This is a genomic window from Desulfosporomusa polytropa (genome assembly GCF_055380075.1).
This window is the reverse complement of sequence record NZ_AP042400.1, coordinates 136078-156346: the sequence shown is the minus strand read 5'-3', so window position 1 is coordinate 156346 and position 20269 is coordinate 136078. Positions and strand designations below refer to the sequence as shown.

Genomic DNA, 20269 nt, shown 5'->3' with positions numbered 1-20269 from the left:
AATTTCTCCTTTACCGTTTACCAATTTACTAGCAAGCTGGTTTTACTTTCCGGTCAGTCGGTGCAATACCTCTTGATAAGCTTCCTCCACATTGCCTAAATCGCGGCGGAAACGATCTTTATCAAGCTTCTGACTAGTCTCACTGTCCCAAAAACGGCAAGTATCTGGTGAGATTTCATCCCCTAAGATTACTTCCCCTTTATGCACACCAAATTCAAGTTTAAAGTCAATCAATTCTATTTTTTTATCTTTCAGGAAAGCAGATAAAATTTCATTGATTTGCAGTGCATATTTTTCGATGATTTCCACTTGCTCAGGAGTTGCCAGACCGAGTGCCTTGATATGGTAATTATTAATCAATGGATCGCCTAGTGCATCATCTTTGTAGTAAAGTTCGACAACCGTGCTGGGCAATTTGCGACCTTCCTCCCAGCCAATGCGTTTTGCCAGGCTGCCGGCAGCGATATTACGGACAACAACTTCTACTGGCAAAATAGCCAGTTTCTTGACAAGCATTTCCCGGTCACTAAGCATTTTGATAAAATGATGTGGAATGCCTTTTTCGCTTAACAGATTGAAGAAAAAAGTCGAAATCTTATTGTTGAACACGCCCTTGTTACCAATCGTACCCTTCTTTTCACCATTAAATGCAGTAGCATCGTCTTTGAAATATACCAATAGTTCATCAGGATTCTCAGTTGCAAATACTTGTTTAGCTTTTCCTTCATACATAGGTTGTTTAGTCATGGGGTTAGCCTCCTCAAAAATTTAAATATTATTTTAGTGATCGCTTATTAAGTAATTACTTGGAAGCAGCCAGCTTTTGAGCCAACCGTGCATCTTTTTTCTCAACTTCTTCAGCCATAGTCTGCCGGTGAGCTATTAGTTTACCGGCAAGCTCTGCGTTATGTACCGCCAATATCTGCGCGGCAAACAACGCTGCATTTTTTGCTCCATTAATAGCCATGGTAGCTACAGGGATGCCTGCAGGCATTTGAACAATGCTGAGTAACGCATCCATACCGGCAAGCGGCGTAGCATTTACCGGAATACCAATAACCGGTAACGTGGTAAAACTGGCGATTACTCCAGGAAGGTGAGCAGCAGCTCCAGCGGCAGCAATGATAACCTGGACCCCGCGTTTCCTGGCACCAGCTACAAATTGATGCACCTTATCTGGTGTGCGATGAGCTGATGCTACTACTATTTCTGTTTCAATACCAAATTCGGTTAGCTGGCTGACAGCCGGTTCAAGTACCGGCCAATCCGAATCACTGCCCATAATAATTGCTACTTTCATATTCTCATCCTTTCACTACATAAAGTACTTATGGATTAATTTACCAATGAATGTTTTGCTTCCCCGTTATTCAGCCAGGAATACAAACCGGAAGACAACAAGAACCGCTAATATGTATACAATCCAATGCACTTCGCGACCTCTACCAGTAACTAATTTTAACAACGGATACATCACAAGGCCAGCAGAAATACCATTGGCGATGCTATAAGTGAACGGCATCAGAACAATGGTTAAAAAAGCCGGCAGACACTCTGTAAAATCGTTAAAATCAATATGTCGGACTGATTCGAGCATGAGAGCACCAACAATGATAAGCGCTGGCGCAGTAGCAGCAGTAGGGATCAGGCCGGCGAGCGGCGCAAAGAACAACGATAACAAAAAGAGTACCCCGCATACTACGGCAGTTAAGCCGGTACGCCCACCGGCACCAACACCGGCAGCACTTTCCACATAGGAAGTGATGGTACTAGTACCTAACAATGCACCAAGACTTACACCAGTGGCATCTACTAGCATGGCCTTACCGATACCAGGAAATTTGCCTTTTTTGTCCATAAGACCAGCTTTGGATGCAGTGCCAACAAGCGTACCCATAGTATCAAACAGTTCCACAAAGGTAAATGTAAAGATAATGGCCATTAGGCCCATATCTAGAGCACCCTGAATATCCAAAGCAAAAAAAGCATTCTGGCTAAAATTAGGCATTGCTATCGGGCTAAAGCTAGCAGGAATCTTAACAATTCCCATCATAATACCAACAATTGTGGTAGTAAAAATTCCTATTAAGATAGAACCCTTGATTTGCCGTGCCATCAGTACACCAATAACTATCAGGCCAAATACGGACAGCAGTACTTCAGGATGAGTGAATTGCCCCATCTCAATAATGGTTTCAAAACTAAGCGGTGTACCATTGCCTTTAGCAGCAACAATTTTCTCCAAAGTAGGCGGAATCAAGGATAACCGGATACTCATGATGCCGGAAAGCTTCAATCCAATAATGGTAATAAACAAGCCAATACCGACTGTAATCGCATGTTTTAGCGATGTAGGCATACCCTCAACCAATAATTGACGAACTTGGGTCACAGTAAGCAGAATAAAAATAAGACCAGAAATAAATACCGCACCCAAGGCCACCTGCCAAGTAACCCCCATACCGATAACAACAGTAAACGCATAAAAAGCGTTAAGCCCCATGCCCGGAGCCAAAGCAATCGGATAGTTAACAAACAGTCCCATCATAATTGATACGACGCCAGCACCAATAGAAGTAGCCAATAATACGGCATTCTTGTCCATGCCTGCTGATCCTAGAATGCTTGGGTTGACAAATAAAATGTACGCCATGGTCATAAAGGTTGTAATACCTGCGACCACTTCAGTTCTCACATTTGTTTTGCGAGACCTAAGCTCAAACAATTTTTCCAACATTTTCTCTTCCCCCCCCTTATAAAATACCCCTCTTACAGTGTCACCGTTAGCACCTTCACCTATTCGAAAAACGCCAAAAAACCCTGACAGGGAAATTTCGCATGAACGTAATAGAGCGAAACTTCCCCGCCAGGGTTTTTATCCCATCGGTGTAGTGTTATCCAGTAACACCTGTGCCACTTGGTCACAGCCCACACCACATTGTGTTGCGCGGAACCCTAGGCACACTTTCACTCGTAGTCGGGCGATTTACGGTCGCCTGGTAGAAACTTTTGAGCCATATCCTCAAATATATACGAGCATCATGTATTTATTTGTATTGTACCAGTAGTGGGCAAAATCTGTCAATAAAAAATCGAACTTTAATTACTTATTTTAAGTTATTGTTCGGGATTAGTTGGAATTATTTTAACAGCGACATTTTAATTTTTACAACCGCTTTTTTAACGTTAGCAGGCGCATTCAGTATACAGTTGGGCCGGTGTACATCCCAAGGAAAAAATATAGCATACATGCCCTCAGTCATCACCAAATCAGTCTCTTGTTGTACTGTTTTATAAAATATAGCATCTTTAGCTGCAAGCTCATCAGTTAAAACCTCGTTATCGTTAGATAACAAGCTGTATGTAACCATTTCCTGTCCGGAAATAATATATTGGATATCCAAATAATCGACATGAGCTTCTGCTCTGCGTATTTCCCGTGGCTGAGTTTCATATTCATTAATAGCTACATAGATATCTTTGCCTTCAATTTCATACTTGCCTTTAGGCAAGGCCGTCAAATCTGTTTTCGCAAGATACTCAAGCCCTTTGACAAGAGTTTTGTGAAGGTGTGGCGCATCCTTTGTCAACGTTGAAATGTGTCCAAAAATCATAAGTACCCCTCCAATAAATTAATTAATGATTCGCCTGGCGCCGAGATAACGCGGCTTCCAGTATGTTTCGTCCAGTCGGCTAATCATTACACCCCGGCTGGAAGAAGTATGAATAAATTTACCACTGCCATAATAAATGCCTACATGCGAAGCTCCGGGAGCATATGTTGTAAAAAACACCAAATCACCTGGTTTAAGCTTGTTTTGCTCAACTTTTTTCCCCTGCATATATTGAACATCAGCTGAGCGCGGCAGTTTTTTACCATTTTTATCATATACAAATTTAACGAAGCCTGAGCAGTCAAACCCTTTGGGAGATTCACCGCCAAACCGGTACGGTGTTTTAAGATACTTTTCCGCTGTTTTAATAATATTATCTGTCTTTCCCGCTGTTTGCTTAGCCGGAGCAGCAAATACCGAAGTATTAACCAAAACAAGTATAAGAACCACCAGGCAAACGGCCACAAGCTTTTTAGACAGCCGCATACAAGCTTCACCCCTGATTCAATTATTTTTTTACTTGTCACTATTCTTCGGCAAAATTAGGGCAATTCCTCTATTTTTTTTGACTATCACACTAGCGCTTGCTAACTTCCCCAACGCTTGAATAAATTATGTTCTATATCCAAACTATCCAGTATCTTGCCTGCCATACATGTTACTATATCTGCTACCGTTGTCGGCTTATGATAAAATCCCGGGGCTGCCGGCATAACAACCACGCCAGCACGCGCCAGTTTGAGCATGTTCTCTAAATGAATGGTCGTCATTGGCGTCTCCCGTGGCACTACCACAAGTTTTCTGCCTTCTTTAAGCGTAACATCGGCCGCCCTTGTAAGCAAATCCCGCCCACTAGCACCAGCCAAAGCGCCTAAGGTATGCATCGAACAAGGCACTACCACCATACCATTCATCTTGAAGGAGCCGCTAGCCAGCGGTGCAAATAGATCTGTATTATCATAAACCGTAGCATATTTTTGGATACCTTCGATACTGTAGTCACATTCATATTCTAGTACCTTACGGCCCATATCGGTATAAACGGCGTGAACTTCGATACCCAAATCATACAGAGCTTTAATTAGAGTATAACCGTAGATGGCGCCACTTGCGCCGGTGACCCCCACAGCGATGCGCATAAACATACCTCCCAATTACATTGCGAATTTTACGATTACATATTCATCATAATACGAAAACCCAACAGCTTGATACGCTCTCACCGCCGGACTATTATCTTTGCGCACCAGTAACGTGGGAAGCTTACCAGCAGCATAAATCTGCTGGCACAATTCGGCAACCAGGACCTTACAATACCCCTTACCCCGACTATGCTCACTGGTATAAACACCACCGATCTGATTAATCCGTCCAGTAACTACCTGAATAATCGCCTGAGCCACAGGCGCTTGGTTTACAAGCAAAAAAATCAAAGCTTCTTCCGCACCACGGTCTTCAATGAGCTTGGTCGCCAATTCCCGGTTAAACCGGCGTTTAAAGCCCTGGCGGTAGGCTTCAACAATAAATGTAAGCACTAGTTCTCGGTCCACAGCTTCCACCGCAGTAATTTGGTGTCCACCAGCTAGGGAATAAGGCTTTATATTATGATTCACCAAATAATAACTATCCTCACAGGCAAACACTTTTTTATATGGCTCCAGTGCCAGGCATAACGGCTTTATTATCCGCTTCATCCCAACCACTACTTCAAACCTACGTTGACGCATGATTTCGACAAAGCTGCCAATAGCCGCCGCAATTTCAAAATGTGGCACAACACTCCCCAAGTTAAAGAAGGCTAGTATCCCGGCTAATCTGCCTGCAGAAAAGTACCCGTAATAATCGCCAGAACGGCGGTTTAGCCAATCATTCTCAATACCACATCTGGCAAGATTGCTACTGAGCACCGTCGTTTCCATATAGTTTCGTTCTACATAAGCAGTGACCTCAGGAATGTCACCACTTGTTAATAACCGAATCATAACTCTCGCCTTCCACAACAACACTCATACAACCTTATGTGTACTACTATATATGCAACTAGTTATTCTTTCAAGTTTTGTCCTTATTTCTATGAAGAAGCCAAGCCCTCTTTACTCCAAGGACTTGGCTTCTTCATTATCCCACTTGTTCGCGTAATACCCGTTTCAATATTTTACCTGTCGGATTTTTAGGCAAAGCCTCCACAACATGAAAATCACGGGGGATTTTATAGGCAGCAATATTGGCTTGAAGATATTCTCGTACAGCCTTTTTGTTAAAACTCTGCCCCTCGGCTAAAACGATGTACGCACGCGCAACCTGACCGCGTAGTTCGTCATCAATCCCAATAACACTGGCTTCAATAATGCTGGGATAAGCATAAAGTAGTTCTTCAATCTCTCGTGGATAGATATTCTCCCCATTGGAGATAATCAAATCCTTCAGGCGATCGACAATGAAAAAATATCCCTCTGAATCCTGATAGGCCAAATCGCCAGTATACAGCCAGCCGTCTTTAAGAGCATTGGCCGTATCAGCAGGCAGATTAAAGTATTCCTTCATGACAATCGGCCCACGCACCACAAGCTCGCCAACCATGCCTGGCGGCAAGGTTTGCCCACTGGGATCGGCCACCCGCACCTCGAGGCCAGGGAGAGCTTTGCCAATCGAACAGTATTTCGGCTTTGCCGCAGGGTTAAGGGCAACTACCGGCGAAGCTTCAGAAAGACCATATCCTTCAATAATTTTCTGACCATATTTATCGGCAAACTGCTGAGCTACCTTTTCAGGCAAAGACGCTCCGCCTGATATAAAGTATTTAACACCGGCCAAGTCTTGACTCTGACCTACACGAGCAAGCACATTATACATAGGAGGCACTGCATAGACAACCGTTACTTTGTAGTCTTTAATAGCCGCGATGGTCTCTTTTGGCGCAAAAGCTTCCAATATTGTAATTGACGCCCCGCACAGCAGAGAAACAAGCACCGCGCACGTCCAGGAAAAGCAGTGATACATTGGCAGCACACATAATACATTATCTGTAGCAGTCAGCGGCAGCATTTCCCCAAAAGCCGCTGCATCACTGACAAGATTCTTGTGGGTTAACACAGCCCCTTTAGGGCTGCCGGTAGTACCTGAAGTATATATAATAACACAAGGTTGATTTTCGTCAAAATCGGCTGCTAGCGCCGGGGCTGCCGAAAACATTTCTTGTTTTAGTACTAATTTAAGGTCAGGAATAACAAGTTGGGTAACTTTCTGTGTATAGCCGTGTTGGCTAAGCACAGGATCTATCATTAAGCCCTCCATGGTAATGAGGTGGCTCATCATAGCGTCTTTAACAATAAAAGCAATTTCTCTGACAGTTAATTGAAAATTAATAGGGATAACGACAGCCCCCAGGCTGACAATAGCCATATAACAGTAGACGAACTCAACTGAATTTTTGGAAAACAACCCTACATTTTCGCCTGCCCGAATACCTGATGTATAAAAATAATTGCGATATTTCCTTACTTCCTCTTGCAGTTCACCATAAGACACCTTGTCTTTACCGGCAAAAGCGGGGCTATCTATTTTCCCTTTAAGTATAAGATCATGAACAAACAATAACTGCACCCCTTCCTTTCGTAGTGCTGAAAAATAGCTATAACTGTATAATTATATCCCTCACTGGAAAATTTGTCTATATTAGTATGGCCTGCTTTCAATTATTTAACAACAGCATGCACTAAAAAGAGATTGCTTCACTTTGGCCGCAATTCTAGAAAGAAAAACTTTTTTCTAGCCATTGCAGCCAACTGCGGGCAATCTCATTTATACAATAAAAGCTAATTCAGATACTGATCTTCGCGCCTAGGAGATCAACAAAGGCTTTTAACCAAGCTGGATGATTGGGCCAAGCTTGCGCTGTCACCAGATTCCCACTGACAACAACCGGCTCATTTCTCCATTGAGCACCAGCCAATTGGCACTCTGCAGCACAAGCCGGGTAGGAAGTCACGGTCTTGCCTGCCAACACGTTAGCTGGCGCTAAAAGTTGTGTACCATGACAAATCGCAGCTACTGGTTTGCCAGCAGCAAAGAAATCCTGCACTAACTTGAGCGCTTCATCGTACATCCTGATATATTCAGGAGCACGGCCCCCAGGAACTACCAGCCCAACATAATCTGCGACGTTGGCGTCTTTGGCTGCAATATCAACTTGAATCCGGTGTCCAGTTAATTCCACATAAGTGTCCAGACCGATAAAGTCATGCACAACCAGTTGAACCATATCACCGGCGCTCTTATTAGGTACGGCTACGTCAACCTGATAGCCAAGCATCATCAATGCTTGCTGCGGTACTTTAACCTCATAGTCTTCCGCACAGTCACCAGTCAGTAGAAGAATTTTCTTTGCCATTAGCCTTAACCCCCTTATATTTCTAATAGGTTACACATTCTATATTAGTAATATTTTTCCTGCTGCATTACACCCCAGCTTCTTGGTTACGCTATACTCTTTTTAACATAATCATAACCGCGGCTAATCGCTACTTTGTTGGCCTCAATGACTTGAGGTTTTGAAGCAAATTTTTTGGCAAACGCATTAAACAGCACTTCCATTTCTACTGCATCGGTAGCGGCAATAAGCGCGCCCAGTGCTACCATGTTGGCCATTTTAACATTACCCAGCTCAGTCGCGATCTCATTTACCGGCACACGATAGACCTTAATATCCCGCCTTTTAACTTCTTTGTCAATTAATGAACTATTGACAATTAAAACTCCGTTTGTCTGAACGGCAGCTTCAAACTTGTCAAGTGATGGCAGGTTAAGGACAACAGCCGCTGTCGGCGTTTCAACCATCGGTGAACCTGTTGCCCCATCAGTGATAACAACTGAACAATTAGCTGTTCCGCCACGCATCTCAGGACCATAGGAGGGAATCCATGACACATGCTTCTCTTCCAGCATACCAGCATACGCTAATATCTGTCCCATGAGTAAAACACCCTGGCCGCCAAAACCAGACATAATCATCTCGTGTCTCATTTTGCCACCTCCTGCACGTCTTTATAAACACCCAACGGATAGTATTTCACCATGTTTTCTTCCAGCCATTTAACGGCCTCAAGCGGTGTTTTTCCCCAATTGGTTGGGCAGGTTGACAATACTTCAACTAAGCAAAACCCGTGGCCGCTGAGTTGAAGCTCAAATGCCTTTTTGATAGCAGCCTTAGCTTTATTCATATTGGCTGGGGTGTTGACTGCTACCCGCGCAATAAAGGTCGGTCCGTCCAAAGTAGCTAACATCTCTGATACCCGAATAGGCATACCCGCAGTTTCCACTTTACGTCCATAAGGCGATGTAGTGGTTACTTGACCAGCCATGGTAGTGGGTGCCATTTGGCCGCCAGTCATACCATAAATTGCATTATTTACAAAGATAGTCGTTATTTTTTCGCCGCGCGCAGCTGCGTGGACGATTTCCGCACAGCCAATCGCGGCCAAATCACCATCACCCTGATAGGTAAATACGGCAGCGTCAGGGTGCACCCGTTTGACACCAGTAGCTACAGCCGGTGCACGACCATGCGCAGCTTCTAACATATCAACATCAAAGTAATCATACGCAAGCACCGAACACCCTACCGGCGCAATCCCAATTGTTTTTTCCTGAATACCCAATTCATCAATTACCTCAGCCACTAATCGATGAATAATACCATGATGACAGCCCGGACAATAGTGAGTAGGAACGTCAAGTAACGCTTTCGGTCTAGAGAATAACACTTCTGCCATTGTTATTTGCCCTCCTTGCCATCTAAAATCTTGATAATCTCCTGGTAAACCTCCATTGGGGTCATTATCATGCCACCGGTACGACCATAGAAATGCACTGGCTTAGCATCGTGCGTAGCCAAACGTACATCTTCAATCATTTGTCCAGCGCTTAGCTCCAGCGTTAAAAAAGCCTTGGTTGTTTTTGCTAGCCGGGCAAACGGCGGTTCAGGGAATGGCCACAGCGAAATGGGACGTAACAAGCCTACCTTTTTACCATTTTCTCTGGCTATATCAAGGGCTGACTGCGCAATACGCGCCGTAATTCCGTAAGCAACAAGTACAAGTTCCGCATCTTCAGTATAAATTTCTTCCCAACGCATCTCGTTTTCTTGAATAAGCGCGTATTTCTTTTGCAAATGATTATTATGGTCTTCCAGCTCGTTGGCTTTTAAGAATAACGAATTAATTATATTAGGCTTAGTACGCCCATGCTTGCCCACAGCAGCCCACGGTTTTTCCACAGGCTTGATACTATTTTCTTTGATCTCAACTGGTTCCATCATTTGACCCAGAACTCCATCGCCCAGTAACATAACAGGATTACGATATTGGTCAGCTAAGGCAAAACCCAGCATCGTCAAATCTACCATTTCCTGCACTGAATTTGGAGCTAACACGATATTACGATAATCGCCATGACCACCACCCTTGACAGCCTGGAAATAGTCGCTTTGTGATGGCTGGATACCACCAAGTCCTGGACCGCCGCGCATAATATTTACAATAAGACAGGGTAGCTCAGCTCCCGCAATATAAGAAATTCCTTCTTGTTTTAAACTGATTCCCGGACTGGAAGAAGAAGTCATAACCCTGGCCCCTGCCCCTGCAGCACCATATACCATATTAATAGCCGCGACTTCACTCTCTGCCTGCAAAAATACACCGCCAACCTGGGGCATACGTTTGGACATATATTCCGGTATCTCAGTTTGCGGTGTAATCGGGTAGCCAAAGTAATGACGACACCCAGCAGCAATGGCAGCCTCAGCAATAGCCTCATTGCCTTTCATGAGCACTTTTTCTGACATTTTCACCACTCCCATTATTATTTATTAATCTCAATCACTATATCTGGACAAGCCCTGGCACAAAGACAACAGCCAACACATTCCGACTCATCAGGACATGTGGAAAAATTATAACCCTTGCTATTAAAAGTAGTTGACATTACCAGCAGCTTTTTGGGACACGCTGCCGTACACAATTCACAGCCTTTACACCGTTCTTTGGTAAATACTGGCCTTGGCATAATCATCACTCCTTAAATATATTTGTAAAAACTATATAACACTGTAAACTTATGTTCATTATTGCTGAACAACGTTCACCTGTTACGGTAAATAAAAGAAGGCCGCTGCCTAACCCCGGTATCCTAACTGCGCTGAAATTGCCTTTGTCTTTTCTAGCATGATGCGAACTACCGACTCACGTTTATCTTTATTAAACCAAGCAGTCGCCCCTGAAACAGTGATTGCTGCTTCGATTTTTCCATTGGCATTAATAATGGGAGCGCCCACACAGGTAACACCTTCAATGGTCTCGTTGCTTGCTACTGCGTAGCCCTGTTCCCGAACTTTCACCAATTCCTCTAACAAACTCTGCTTATCTTCGATAGTCCTGGCAGTGTATTGAGGTAAGGGCTCAGACAACACTTTTTCCACGAATTGTTCAGAGCTATAGGCAAGAAATACTTTGCCAAGCGCCGTACTATGGAAGGTATTACAATAATCAAAACGAGGTATGAGAAAAACAGGGCGTGTCGGTTCTGCCTTGTCAACAATAGTTAACTGTCCCGCAGATAATACGGCTAACAGCGCAACTTCCTCGGTCTCCATCACTAGCTCTTTCAGATACGGAGATGCAATTCTCCTGATATTCAAGCGTTGCGTACAAGCCAGTCCCAAGGGCATCAGGCGAAATCCAAGTGTATAGTGACCAGTATCGGTCTGGCGGACAAAGTCTCTTGCCAGCAAGGTTTGTAACAGATTGTGAACCGTACTCTTTTGCACCCCAAGTTCTCTGCTAAGCTCTGTTACACCCATTTCCCGTGGTGAATTCTCAAGAATAAAAAGAAGTTCGATTGCTCGATCCACCGAGGCAACTAAGTATTTTCTTTTCTCCTTATTGCGGTTTATGTCTTGACTCATTTTAGTTTCCTCACTAGTTCAATTTGTTCATCTGTACTGAACGCTGTTCTTTTTATTATTATATGCCATTCTACAAATAATGTTGAATTCCTTTTTTGTTTGGCTATTTTTTAATGTATTTTTAAAAACTATTTAAAAGAAGGAAAAGCACGTAAAATAAAAAATATAAACAATACAATACTTTTACGATAGGAGCTAATGTTATGCAGTATGACCTACTCAACAAAGTGGCCGTTATTACCGGTGGAACCTCTGGGATTGGTTTATCTACCGCCAACCTTTTTTTAGCTAATGGCGCAAAGGTTGTTATCGTCGGTCGTGATTCTACAAAGGGCCATGTAGCCAAACAATCCCTTGCTACAATTTCAAATTCGATTGACTATGTGCAGGGAGACATTTCTCGCCCTGCAGACTGCATTAGCATAATACAACAAGCCACCGGCATCTTTGGAAAACTTGATATTTTAGTAAACTCGGCCGGTGTCTATCAAGAAAATTTAATCACCGATGTCAGCGAAGAAGATTATACTACTATTATGGATGTCAATGTAAAAGGTGTTTATTTCATGTGCAAATCCGCTTTACCTGAACTGCGCAAAGCCGGTGGAGGCTCTATCATCAACCTCGCTTCTGATGCAGGGATCAATGGCAATCTCTTGTGTACAGCCTACTGCGCTTCCAAAGGAGCAGTCATTGCTCTTACCAAAGCATTAGCTTTAGAATGCGCCCCTTATAACATCCGCGCCAATTCTGTATGCCCGGGCGATGTGGCAACACCGCTGCTGGACCGCCAACTTACCGCTCCCAATAACATCTGCACTCTATCAGATATGGCAAATTTATACCCGCTTGGTCGCATTGCGCAGCCTTCAGAAGTTGCCCACGTTATTTCCTTTTTAGCTTCTCCTGCTGCATCCTTTGTCACTGGTGCTGTATGGACAGTTGATGGCGGATTAACTGCCTGTTAATTCAACAATAGGCGAACATTGCTGAGTTAACAGCTTATCCATATATACGGTCTCAAGCTCTTCTGGTTTCTCCTTTCGGATTATATAGCCTTGCTTTATCCAAAATGGAAAACCACCAGGTAAAAACCTATGGGTATGAAGACAAATCGTCTGGTAGCCATATTGCTGGCAATATTCTTCAATGGCAGCCACCAATACACTGGCAATCCCTTGACGACGCAGTGAGTTATTCACATAACAACGGGACACCTCGGCAGTGACTGGTACATCATAATAACCACGAAGCGCCTCAACCCTGTTATCATAGGGCCTGATGGCGACCGTTCCAACAACTTGTCCGCTATCTTCAAAGGCAGCAAACATGACTGAGTTATCAGGTATCACATAGGCTTCTTCCATGTTAGCAAGATCCCAGCGTACTGCAACATCAGGTATATTGGGATACACCTCTTTCAACATGGGAATGATGAAATCAAGTGCGGGTACAATATCTTCTGCTGTAATCTTGCGAATAGTACAATTTTTATGTTTAATTTCCATGCGAATCCCTCTCTTTTTTCACATCTAGCGCTTAACCCAACACAGCCACACTGCCAGCATTGTACTCAAAGCTCACATTCTCAGCAGAGTTTCGGCCACCGAATAAAAACAAAAAAGGCATGAAAAACCAAAAGGATTTTGCATCCTCAGCGGCTTCATACCGATTTCCATTTTATTTAACTTTTTATTATATGTATTAGTTTCGTGTGCAAGAGTTTTCATAACCCTTATTTCACGGATTATTATATAATGACACCCGATTTTTGTAAATAGTGCAGCAACTGCCTTTGTGAAAATAATATTTTTTAATAATTCGGGTATTTCATCCCCCTCTGATATAAAATGGACAGCTTCAGGATACTAGTATCCCAAAGCTGTCCATTTTATATCTTTATATCAGCTTTTGCAGGCACTGGTAATCTGGGGTTTCAATCTGAATCGCTGCTTGCTGAATCTTAAACTTTTCGCGCATAGCGTTCGTAGCCTGCATTAGTATATTCTGCCCATCTGCTGCAGCCTCAGCAACTAAGTGACAACTCAGCGCATTACAGCCGCTTGTCAGGCTCCATACCCGCAGCTCGTGGACCTCACTGACACCGCTGATCGCAGCAAGATCGCTTTGAATCTCACTGGCATCCATATTCGGCGGTACTCCCTCCATAAGAATATGCAACGCCTGCTTAGCTACTTTCCAGGCTCCTTTGCTGATGACAAGCGCAACCAACACACTGACAATTGGGTCAACAAAATACCAGGAATAAAGTTGCATAAGCACTCCGGCAACAATGGCGCCTACCGAACTTAAGGCGTCTCCGATAACATGCAAATACGCACTGCGCATATTGATATTCTCCTGAACATCACCCTGTTTTAGCAGAGCCACTGCGCTTATAATATTGGCCAGCATCCCAATAAAGGCAATGACCATCATCGAAATACTGTCAACAGCTTGTGGCTGCTGAAACCGCCGAAACGCTTCCACAATAATGAACCCCGATATAACAAACAAGGTTATGGCATTAAACAGCGCCGCTAAAATTTCGAACCGCTGATAGCCAAATGTTTTTCTTAGTGAAGGTGGTTTAGCGGCAACAGTAATTGCCAGCAAGCTAAGTGCCAGTGAGCTTACGTCACTTAACATATGTCCTGAATCAGAAAGGAGAGCCAAACTATTGGTAACCAAACCACCAACGAACTCCAGAAACATTATCCCGAATGTTACAAGCAAGGCAATTCCTAATCCGCGCTTATTATTGTGGCCTGGCTCTCCATAATGCTGGTGGTCATGATGCTCATGGCCGTGATGTTGTAAACTCATCAAATGTAACCCCCAACTAAAAAATTTCGGCATTTATCTTCTGCAACGTCTTTAATAGCTGCTCACTCTCTTCTTCAGTCAGTGTTCCCAAAACTTGTTTGGACAACTCTGAATGAAATTGATGGTGTTCCTCATACGCCTGTAAGCCTTTTTCGGTAAGGCTGATTAAATATACTCGCCTGTCCTGGGAACTAAGCTCACGCTTGGCATATTGCTTTCGTTCCAACCGGTCAATTGTCACTGTCGTAGTTCCTGTCGTTACTCCCAGTTTCATAGCCACATTTTTCATATTCATTTGACCATATTGTCCTAGAACTTCAATGGCATGCGCTTCTGACACTGTCAGATCACTCGCACGAATAACCGAACTTTCCCATGAAGAAAATCCATTAAAAAAACGGAACAGCTCCTGTGTCAAGTCTTCCAACTCGTTACCCCTCCTTTGTTTGATTACCATATTATTTGATTATAATATAGTTTGAAATTCTAATAATATTATAATCTACCTTTTTGCACAAAAGCAACACCTATTTTTTAAAATGTTAGTCATCATCCCATCTTCGCAATAAAAAGCATGAAAAACTAAAAAGACTCCATGTCCTCAATAGCTTCATGCCTAACTATCCAAGCTTAAAAATTCAGCTTATACTTCAAAAGGAATAACCGAAGCCAGCAGTGATTTTGCATACTCGTTCTGCGCGTTGGCCAAATCCCAGCTCATAACTTCCTCGACTACTTCACCTCTGTACAAAAATACAATCTTATTACACAAATGAGCCACCGCCTGTAAATCATGCGCCACAAAAAGATACGTCATCTTCATTTCAAGCCGCAGTTTATGGAGCAGATTCAGTACTTGAGTTTGAACAGAAACGTCCAGGGAACTGATGGCTTCGTCCAAAACAATAAATTTGGGATTGGTAGAAATGGCTCTGGCAATACAGATACGTTGAACTTGACCGCCGCTAAGTTCATAAGCATAGCGGTCTTTCAAGTCTGGTGACAGACTAACTTTATCTAAAAGGACATCAATTTTGCCATCTATGTTTCCCTTGTGACCCATAGCACGCATGGGTTCCTCAAGGGTCTCCCGGACAGTGTACTGCGGATTGATCGAAGAAGTATAATCCTGAAAGACCACACTCATTTTTCCCTGATTTGCTTTTATCCAATCTCGCACAAACATGCCTTCAATTAGAATAGTACCATTGCCTTTATCAGGCTTTTCAAGACCTAAAATCAGCCGGGTCAGCGTACTTTTGCCACTGCCGCTCTCGCCGATAAGACCAACGCAGAGACCTTCTTCAATAGTAAAGGTTACGCCCTTTAATACCTTGACTTTGGTGTCGCGAAAATTGCTGCCGGCCTTCAAATAGCTTTTTCCAATATTTTTAATTTCAATCAAATTAGGCACTGGCTGCCCCTCGTTTCATTGCTTTTTGGAACGACTTGGACATTTCGAGTCGGCTGTCAATCAAATACTTCGTATATTCGTGCTGCGGATTTTTGAAGATCGACCGGGCCTCGCCGTATTCTACCCGCTCCCCAGAGCGCATAACCAAAACCTGGTCGGCAAGGTGTTGCACCACACCCAGATCGTGGGAAATAAATATTAAAGCAGTTCCCGTTTCCTGCCTTAGCAGCTTGAACTCTTCCACCACTAGTCGCTGATTGATAGAATCCAAAGCAGTTGTGGGTTCATCAGCCACAATAATATCAGGTTTCATAGCCAAAGCCGTCGCCACCATACAGCGCTGTAACATCCCACCAGAAAGCTGGTGGGAATATTTCTTCAACACCTGCTCCGGTTCAGGCATATTTACCATCTGTAAAGCCGCCAACACCATGCTCCTGGCTTCAGACCGGCAAATCCCTTTATTCTCGATAAAGGTTTCAGACATCTGACTGCCGATCTTCGCCAGCGGGTCAAATGCCGACATAGCATCCTGCAGAATCATACAAATGCGCTGTCCCCGAATCGCCCGCAGTGTACTTTCATCCTGTTGCAGTAAATCCAGAACGCCGTGCTCATTTGACAACTCAGCCGTTCCTTGGCTGCACAGCCAAGGATTGGTTAGACCTAACATTGCTTTGGCCGTCATGGATTTACCGCTGCCGCTTTCGCCTACAATCCCCAGACAACTGTTCTTTTTTAGCTCAAAGCTGACGCCGTGAATAATTTCAGCTTGATTACGCAGGTCAGTGACCTTTAAATTCCGTACAGCTAGTAAATTACTCATCAAGCCACCGCCTTCTTGCGGCTAAAAATGGACAGTCGTTTCTTCATGCTTTTATCCAGTTGCGGATCCAGCGCTTCCTGAATGCTGTCGCCCAGAAAATGGAAGGCAGCAACAACCAGGAAAATAGCAAACCCCGGCGGCAGCATTTGCCAAGGGTTAATAGTCAAAACCTTTTTAGCCTCATTAAGCATCATTCCCCATTCCGCTGTTGGCGGCTGAACACCCAATCCCAAAAAGGACAAGGCGGAAATATTCAAAATGATGCCGCCTGCATCCAGCGTAGCCAATACGCAGATTTCTCCCATGGCACCTGGGAGCAGATGTTTGTTAATAATATGCCTGGCACTACAGCCAGACACCCGAGCAAAACAAATGTAGTTTTTATCCATAAACTGAATGACAATGGAACGGATCATTCGGACATACCAGGCCCATTTGGCGATAACCATTGCAAGAAGAATATTAAATATTCCGGTTCCCATTACACCGATAATCGCCAAAATCAGCACCTCATTGGGAAAAGACAGCATAATATCACAGAAACGCATAATGACTTCATCTATCCAGCCTCGGAAATAACCGGCAACAACACCTAACAGAATACCAATACCGATTGTACAGAACATAGTGGCAAGTGACCAAAGCACTGTTATTTGACCGCCCCATAAAATCCGAGACAACATATCCCGCCCCAGTTGATCGGTTCCTAGTAAGTGTTCGGCTGAAGGCAGGGCAAACTTATTGGCAATATCCTGGTGAGCCGGATGATAGGGAGCTATTAGCGGTGCCAAAAGCGATAGCAATATGACAATACCTAAAAAAGCAGCCATAACAAGCGCCATTTTATCGGCTTTAAACCTTGTCCAAAAACCTGCCATCGTTACCCCTCCTCCTGCCACATTCTTGGATCAATAATAGTCACGCCAATGTCTACCAACAGATTGCAGACTACAAACAATATGGCCATAATTAACACATAAGCCTGAATGGTGGGGAAATCTCTGTCAAAAATAGCGGTAACACAAAGACGCCCAACCCCGGGCCAGGCAAAGATATTTTCAATGACAACAGTACCAGCAATGAGTTTGGGAATAGACATTCCCAAAGCAGTCAATGAAGTATTCAGTGAATTTTTTAAAATATGCTTTGTAATGGTGCTGTTTTTCAAGCCCCTGACTTTGCCATATAAAACGAAATTGGCATGCTGATTTTGAATCATGGTGTTCCGGACCAAGCGCACATAGGTGGCAATGTACCCAAGAGCCAACGTCACCGCCGGCAAAACAACCGAATCAACCGTTCTCATACCGCTGGTCGGAAAAATAGGAATTTCTACAGCTAAAAGCCACATCAGCAGAATTCCGACCCAGAAGGACGGTATGGCTGTCCCTACAAAAACAAGGCCGCGAATAAGTATATCGCCGACACTGCCTTCGTGTAAGGCGCAAAATACACCGGCAGCCACCGATACCGTCAGGGTGATAACCAATGCCACGCCAGCCAGATATAAAGTAGCAGGAATGGCTTCGGCAAATTCACTGATAACCGGCTTGTTAGTAATATACGATTTGCCAAAATTGCCGTGCAAAGCATTGGTTACCCACTCAACATAGCGGGTCATAAAGGGCTTATCCAAACCAAGTTCCTGCCGCATCTCAGCGACATTTTCCTCAGTAGGCGTAATGCCATTCACCCTAATAGCCACCTCGGCCGGGTCACTGGGACTTAAATTAATAAGAATGAACGAAAAGAAGGAGATTCCGATAAAAATCGGAATCATCCAAAGAATTCGTCTGATGATATAAAATTTCATCGGCTTTCTCCATTTTAAGATACTTGTTCATTGTAGCACCAATATGTCAGTTATTTGCCAAAATACATCTTTTCAAATGGAATTTCATATTGAGAATCGTTGAACGTAACCCCCTGCAAGCCTTTGATGGCAACGGCCTTGGTTTTGGAATACGAAATAGGAACATATACACACTGGTCATTGACGTAAGTCAAAATTTCTTTGTATTGTTCTGCTCGTTTACTCGCATCAGCTTCAATCATAATTTTAGTGATAGTATCATCCAGCCACTGTTTTCTTTCAAGACCTTTTTGCGCCTGACAGTCTCCATGAGCAGGAATTCTCCAGGAAGATACATAAGACTGCGGGTCATATGGCGTGCCCCAAGATAACGAATATTGCAAGTCGAAATCACCTGTTCTCTGCCTATCCAGAAAAGCTTGTTTTTCCTCAGCCAAAATATTCAGTTTAACACCCACAGCTGCCAAATCAGCCTGAATGCACTCGGCAATGGTACCTTCCTGCGCATTCTTGGCGTTGTAAGAAAAAGTCACTTCGCACTTTTTGCCATCTTTGACACGAATACCGTCAGCGCCCTTAATCCAGCCGGCTTCATCCAGCAATTTGTTGGCCTCTGCCGGATCATATGCAAATGTTTTTAAAACAACATCACAAAACGGCACGGTTTTGGACATCAAGGTATCGGCCTGATCTTCAGAACCGTTTAATATCCCTTTAATGATATTTTGTTTATTGATAGCATGTTCAATGGCTTCCCGAACTTTCAAGTCCTTAGTAACAGGTGCTTTGGTATTTAACAGAATGGCGCGGGAGGCAATAGGTGGACTGAGATACGTTGTATAGGCGCCTTCTTTTTCCAATTTTTTATAAGAATCTAAGTCAATCTGGTCACCGTCAGCCCCAAATAAAAGGTCAATTTCACCTTTTTGCAGTGCTAGTATGATAGTCTGCGGATCAGGCATAACTTTCCAGTTTAGGGTAACAACTTTGGTTTTTTCACCCCAGTACTTTTCGTTACGGGTAAAGGTTGCGTACTGATTATTCTCGTGCTTGGACAAAATCCAGGGGCCGGTACCCGCATAGCCATTGACGCCATTGTGAGTTGCACCGTCAATAAAGCATTTAGGCGAAATGAAACGGAAAGGCCTGGTTAGCCCCAGTTCAACCAAAGTCGGATAATACGGATGCTTTAATACCAATTTAAAAGTATTTTCGTCAACAACAACATTTTCCTTAATTTCATTGACCATATCCAGCCATTGGTGGCGTTTGATATTAGCCACAATGGCATCCATATTTAATTTAACAGCTTGTGCGTTGAAAGGTTCACCATCAGTGAATGTAACACCCTTGCGCAAATGGAAAGTATATTCTAAACCGTCAGCCGAAATTTCCCAGCTTTCAGCCAAGGCCGGTTTGACTTTACCACCTTCATTTTTTGTCAGACCCTCAAACACCATATTCTGAGCAGACATTTCACCCAGATATAAATGCGGATTGATGTCCCGGATATCTTTGGTACTGGCGTAGTTAATTTCATTTTTACCGGCAACATCCGCATTACCGGTACTCTTGCTGCAGCCTGCAAGCAAGCTGGCGCACAGGGCAATTGTTATTACCATTGCTAACATTTTTTTAAACTTCATTTCTACTCTCCTCGTATAAAAAATAATAAACCACGATAAGCTCAGCCGTTCTTAGCTGTGCTAACCGTGGTTTCAAACCAACAATAACAGTTTTAAATTTTCATAATGTAAAAATCACTTACAGCATTCATTGCTGCGTTCGTTCACATTATAACGTGCTTTTTATTAGT

23 protein-coding genes and 1 riboswitch are annotated in these 20269 nt (G+C 43.5%); of the genes, 1 reads left to right on the top strand and 22 read right to left on the bottom strand.

Annotated features, from left to right (window positions below; genetic code table 11):
• Window positions 1-42: 42 nt before the first annotated feature.
• The 14 genes from purC to ACZ449_RS02265 form a co-directional block, all read right to left on the bottom strand.
• Window positions 43-747 carry a phosphoribosylaminoimidazolesuccinocarboxamide synthase gene (gene purC / locus ACZ449_RS02330; protein ID WP_464259471.1) on the bottom strand — a complete coding sequence of 235 codons (705 nt, stop codon included), beginning with the start codon at window positions 745-747 and terminating at the stop codon, window positions 43-45.
• Window positions 748-802: 55 nt separating this feature from the next.
• The gene (purE, locus tag ACZ449_RS02325) at window positions 803-1300 is read right to left on the bottom strand and encodes a 5-(carboxyamino)imidazole ribonucleotide mutase (RefSeq protein WP_464259470.1); all 498 of its coding nucleotides are present in this window, start codon (window positions 1298-1300) and stop codon (window positions 803-805) included.
• Window positions 1301-1366: 66 nt separating this feature from the next.
• Entirely contained in the window at window positions 1367-2737 is a 1371-nt protein-coding gene (locus tag ACZ449_RS02320; RefSeq protein ID WP_464259469.1) for an NCS2 family permease, read from the bottom strand.
• Window positions 2738-2954: 217 nt separating this feature from the next.
• Window positions 2955-3056, bottom strand: a riboswitch (purine riboswitch).
• An 84-nt stretch (window positions 3057-3140) separates the two neighbouring features.
• Window positions 3141-3614 (bottom strand): NanQ anomerase/TabA/YiaL family protein, encoded by a 474-nt coding sequence (locus ACZ449_RS02315; protein ID WP_464259468.1) that lies wholly within the window; start codon window positions 3612-3614, stop codon window positions 3141-3143.
• 18 nt (window positions 3615-3632) lie between these two features.
• The gene (locus ACZ449_RS02310; RefSeq protein ID WP_464259467.1) at window positions 3633-4100 is read right to left on the bottom strand and encodes a C40 family peptidase; all 468 of its coding nucleotides are present in this window, start codon (window positions 4098-4100) and stop codon (window positions 3633-3635) included.
• Between the two features lie 101 nt (window positions 4101-4201).
• On the bottom strand, window positions 4202-4753 hold the full coding sequence (locus ACZ449_RS02305) for a UbiX family flavin prenyltransferase (RefSeq protein WP_464259466.1): 552 nt from the start codon (window positions 4751-4753) through the stop codon (window positions 4202-4204).
• A 15-nt stretch (window positions 4754-4768) separates the two neighbouring features.
• The gene (locus ACZ449_RS02300; protein ID WP_464259465.1) at window positions 4769-5596 is read right to left on the bottom strand and encodes a GNAT family N-acetyltransferase; all 828 of its coding nucleotides are present in this window, start codon (window positions 5594-5596) and stop codon (window positions 4769-4771) included.
• 136 nt (window positions 5597-5732) lie between these two features.
• Window positions 5733-7208 carry a class I adenylate-forming enzyme family protein gene (locus tag ACZ449_RS02295; RefSeq protein WP_464259464.1) on the bottom strand — a complete coding sequence of 492 codons (1476 nt, stop codon included), beginning with the start codon at window positions 7206-7208 and terminating at the stop codon, window positions 5733-5735.
• A gap of 226 nt (window positions 7209-7434) precedes the next feature.
• Complete coding sequence (locus tag ACZ449_RS02290; RefSeq protein ID WP_464259463.1) at window positions 7435-8004, bottom strand: DJ-1/PfpI family protein; 570 nt, start codon at window positions 8002-8004, stop codon at window positions 7435-7437.
• Window positions 8005-8090: 86 nt separating this feature from the next.
• Window positions 8091-8636, bottom strand: coding sequence for a 2-oxoacid:acceptor oxidoreductase family protein (locus ACZ449_RS02285; RefSeq protein WP_464259462.1), 546 nt, complete (start codon window positions 8634-8636; stop codon window positions 8091-8093).
• Window positions 8633-9385 carry a thiamine pyrophosphate-dependent enzyme gene (locus ACZ449_RS02280; protein ID WP_464259461.1) on the bottom strand — a complete coding sequence of 251 codons (753 nt, stop codon included), beginning with the start codon at window positions 9383-9385 and terminating at the stop codon, window positions 8633-8635. Before ACZ449_RS02280 ends, ACZ449_RS02285 begins: the two co-directional genes overlap by 4 nt.
• A 2-nt stretch (window positions 9386-9387) precedes the next feature.
• Window positions 9388-10455 carry a 3-methyl-2-oxobutanoate dehydrogenase subunit VorB gene (locus tag ACZ449_RS02275; protein WP_464259460.1) on the bottom strand — a complete coding sequence of 356 codons (1068 nt, stop codon included), beginning with the start codon at window positions 10453-10455 and terminating at the stop codon, window positions 9388-9390.
• Between the two features lie 17 nt (window positions 10456-10472).
• Window positions 10473-10676, bottom strand: coding sequence for a 4Fe-4S dicluster domain-containing protein (locus ACZ449_RS02270; protein WP_464259459.1), 204 nt, complete (start codon window positions 10674-10676; stop codon window positions 10473-10475).
• Between the two features lie 109 nt (window positions 10677-10785).
• Window positions 10786-11574, bottom strand: coding sequence for an IclR family transcriptional regulator (locus ACZ449_RS02265; protein ID WP_464259458.1), 789 nt, complete (start codon window positions 11572-11574; stop codon window positions 10786-10788).
• Window positions 11575-11777: 203 nt separating this feature from the next.
• Here ACZ449_RS02265 and ACZ449_RS02260 point away from each other — a divergent pair, with 203 nt between their 5' ends.
• Entirely contained in the window at window positions 11778-12542 is a 765-nt protein-coding gene (locus ACZ449_RS02260; RefSeq protein WP_464259457.1) for an SDR family NAD(P)-dependent oxidoreductase, read from the top strand.
• Here ACZ449_RS02260 and ACZ449_RS02255 read toward each other — a convergent pair.
• From ACZ449_RS02255 to nikA, 8 genes are all read right to left on the bottom strand, one after another.
• Window positions 12528-13082: a GNAT family N-acetyltransferase gene (locus tag ACZ449_RS02255; RefSeq protein WP_464259456.1), complete on the bottom strand. Its 555-nt coding sequence runs from the start codon at window positions 13080-13082 to the stop codon at window positions 12528-12530. The two genes, ACZ449_RS02260 and ACZ449_RS02255, sit on opposite strands and share 15 nt — an antisense overlap.
• A gap of 391 nt (window positions 13083-13473) precedes the next feature.
• Window positions 13474-14400, bottom strand: a complete 927-nt coding sequence (locus ACZ449_RS02250) for a cation diffusion facilitator family transporter (RefSeq protein WP_464259455.1) — start codon at window positions 14398-14400, stop codon at window positions 13474-13476.
• A gap of 16 nt (window positions 14401-14416) precedes the next feature.
• Complete coding sequence (locus tag ACZ449_RS02245) at window positions 14417-14827, bottom strand: MarR family winged helix-turn-helix transcriptional regulator (RefSeq protein WP_464259454.1); 411 nt, start codon at window positions 14825-14827, stop codon at window positions 14417-14419.
• Window positions 14828-15043: 216 nt separating this feature from the next.
• Window positions 15044-15814, bottom strand: coding sequence for an ABC transporter ATP-binding protein (locus ACZ449_RS02240; RefSeq protein ID WP_464259453.1), 771 nt, complete (start codon window positions 15812-15814; stop codon window positions 15044-15046).
• Window positions 15807-16640, bottom strand: a complete 834-nt coding sequence (locus ACZ449_RS02235; RefSeq protein WP_464259452.1) for an ABC transporter ATP-binding protein — start codon at window positions 16638-16640, stop codon at window positions 15807-15809. The genes ACZ449_RS02240 and ACZ449_RS02235 overlap by 8 nt, the downstream gene beginning before the upstream one ends.
• The gene (opp1C, locus tag ACZ449_RS02230; protein WP_464259451.1) at window positions 16640-17518 is read right to left on the bottom strand and encodes a nickel/cobalt ABC transporter permease; all 879 of its coding nucleotides are present in this window, start codon (window positions 17516-17518) and stop codon (window positions 16640-16642) included. Before opp1C ends, ACZ449_RS02235 begins: the two co-directional genes overlap by 1 nt.
• A 2-nt stretch (window positions 17519-17520) precedes the next feature.
• Window positions 17521-18453 (bottom strand): nickel/cobalt ABC transporter permease, encoded by a 933-nt coding sequence (opp1B, locus tag ACZ449_RS02225; RefSeq protein WP_464259450.1) that lies wholly within the window; start codon window positions 18451-18453, stop codon window positions 17521-17523.
• Between the two features lie 50 nt (window positions 18454-18503).
• A complete protein-coding gene (gene nikA, locus ACZ449_RS02220; protein ID WP_464259449.1) occupies window positions 18504-20099 on the bottom strand; it encodes a nickel ABC transporter substrate-binding protein in 1596 nt (531 codons plus the stop codon).
• Window positions 20100-20269: the final 170 nt, after the last annotated feature.